Genomic DNA, 2,003 nt, shown 5'->3' with positions numbered 1-2,003 from the left:
TTTTTATCTTGTATGGCTCTTTCTTTATTAACTGAAACTTCAATTTTTTGTTTATCACTCTTTTTATCTCTATAAATAAGGTTTTGGATTCTATTGTCAATCAATGTTGGCTCTAATTCGCTGGGATTATCATATTTGGGCGTTTTTATTTCTATATTTTGACTAAATCTAGCCTCTATGGCTAAAGCATAAGCAGTGGGTTGTCTTAACTCTCTTTTGTTTTTCTCTATAAAATTTTTAATTCTCTCATCTTTTAAATGCTTGTCTTGTATCTCATAACCTAATTTTATTCCATCTGCATATATCCATCTTTCTATTGGTTTAAATGCGGGGATTTTAGCTCTAAACTCATCATCTCTTGGGTCAAATACTTCATTATTATCAATATAATGCAACATTGCATAAGAAGCATCAGCTATATCCGCATAGTCCTTTAATTGCTCTATAAAGTCTTTAGGAGTCATTTCATATCCTTTCTTTTTTCATTACTTTTTATAAATTTACCATTTTCTAGGTAAAAGATATTATCTCCACCCATACCTGTTTTCCTTGTTTCTGTAAATCTAAATCCTGCTCCCTCATCACCATAGAGACCATAAGTAGTTATAGTCCAAGTAAATTCTACAAGAAAAGTAATGGGTATATGTTTCTCTTTGTCCTTTTCTTTAATCCTATAAAAACTTGTTAAGATTATATCAGGTTTTAATTCTTTAAATATTTCCTCCCCCATATATTCTTTGATTTTTTGGTAGTAGGGCTCATACTCTTTTTCATAGTATCCAAGTCCATCACTATATTTATAGCCATTGGAGAGGATTTGGGGGAATTTATTATTGAGGTATGTAAAATCCACAAAATGTGTTTCATTCCCTACTTGTATATATTCCCCTAAATATTTTCCTCTGTATTCCTCCCTTTCCTTTTCCCTCTGTATTATCTCATCTCTTAGTTTTTTATCAAAGACATAGATTCCTCCATATTTTTCCATTAATTCTTTTTGTTCTTTTGTAGGAGCTCCTTTAGTTGTATGGATAAGCCCACAAGAAGTAATAATGACTAAAGTTATAAGACTAATAAAAATTAAGATAAAGTATTTCATAGAGTTATCCTTTTAGTTTTTGAATCTTTTTTATTTCTATAAATAAGATTCTGTATTGTATTATTTATTAGCTTTAATTCTAGTTTGCTAGGATTATTATATTTGGGCGTTTTTATTTCTATATTTTGACTAAATCTAGCCTCTATGGCTAAAGCATAAGCAGTGGGTTGTCTTAACTCTCTTTTGTTTTTCTCTATAAAATTTTTAATTCTCTCATCTTTTAAATGCTTGTCTTGTATCTCATATCCTAATTTTATTCCATCTGCATATATCCATCTTTCTATTGGTTTAAATGCGGGGATTTTAGCCCTAAACTCATCATCTCTTGGGTCAAATACTTCATTATTATCAATATAATGCAACATTGCATAACTAGCATCAGCTACATCTGCATAATCTTTGAATTGCTCTATGAAGTCTTTAGGAGTCATTTCATATCCTTTCTTTTTTCATTACTTTTTATAAATCTACCATTTTCTAAGTAAAAGATATTATCTCCACCCATACCTGTTTTCCTTGTTTCTGTAAATCTAAATCCTGCTCCCTCATCACCATAGAGACCATAAGTGGTTATGGTAGTAGAGATATAAGTAAGCATTGTTATAGGGATTACTTTACCATTCTTATCAATATAATAGCTTGTTATAGCTAAACCTTTCTTTAGCTTTTCAAATATTTCCTCCCCCATATATTCTTTAACTTTTTGGTAGTAGAGACTCCAATCATTTTCTTTGAGTTCTTGTTTTGATGGTCCTTTGAGATAATATTTGCAACCATTGGAGAGAATCGAATATTTTTCCTCTAAAGCTACCATTTTTTTAACAAAGTTTGGGTCATCAAGGCTTACTTTTTTTCTTTCTATAAGTTCTTGTTTTTCTAATGCTATTATCTCATCTCTAATTGC

The 2,003-nt window shown here is 30.1% G+C and carries 3 protein-coding genes and 1 pseudogene; all 4 read right to left on the bottom strand.

Annotated features, from left to right (window positions below; genetic code table 11):
- Nucleotides 1-464 (bottom strand): annotated as a pseudogene (locus tag HCCG_RS11295) (hypothetical protein); the annotation flags it as partial.
- Nucleotides 461-1,099 (bottom strand): hypothetical protein, encoded by a 639-nt coding sequence (locus HCCG_RS11290; protein WP_002957679.1) that lies wholly within the window; start codon nt 1,097-1,099, stop codon nt 461-463. The gene HCCG_RS11290 and the pseudogene HCCG_RS11295, both read right to left, overlap by 4 nt.
- On the bottom strand, nt 1,096-1,530 hold the full coding sequence (locus tag HCCG_RS11285; protein WP_002957678.1) for a hypothetical protein: 435 nt from the start codon (nt 1,528-1,530) through the stop codon (nt 1,096-1,098). Before HCCG_RS11285 ends, HCCG_RS11290 begins: the two co-directional genes overlap by 4 nt.
- Nucleotides 1,527-2,003: hypothetical protein (locus HCCG_RS12355; RefSeq protein WP_050754595.1), on the bottom strand; the 477-nt coding region annotated here is incomplete at its 5' end. The genes HCCG_RS12355 and HCCG_RS11285, both read right to left, overlap by 4 nt.

Source organism: Helicobacter cinaedi CCUG 18818 = ATCC BAA-847, assembly GCF_000155475.1.
GTDB lineage: Bacteria > Campylobacterota > Campylobacteria > Campylobacterales > Helicobacteraceae > Helicobacter_C > Helicobacter_C cinaedi.
Note: the sequence above shows the minus strand (reverse complement) of the source record. Positions and strands in the feature narration are given on the sequence as shown.

What these genes read in the sequence shown, in the direction of transcription:
- HCCG_RS11290 (WP_002957679.1), bottom strand. Translation starts at nt 1,099, where the DNA reads ATGAAATACTTTATCTTAATTTTTATTAGTCTTATAACTTTAGTCATT.
- HCCG_RS11285 (WP_002957678.1), bottom strand. Translation starts at nt 1,530, where the DNA reads ATGACTCCTAAAGACTTCATAGAGCAATTCAAAGATTATGCAGATGTA.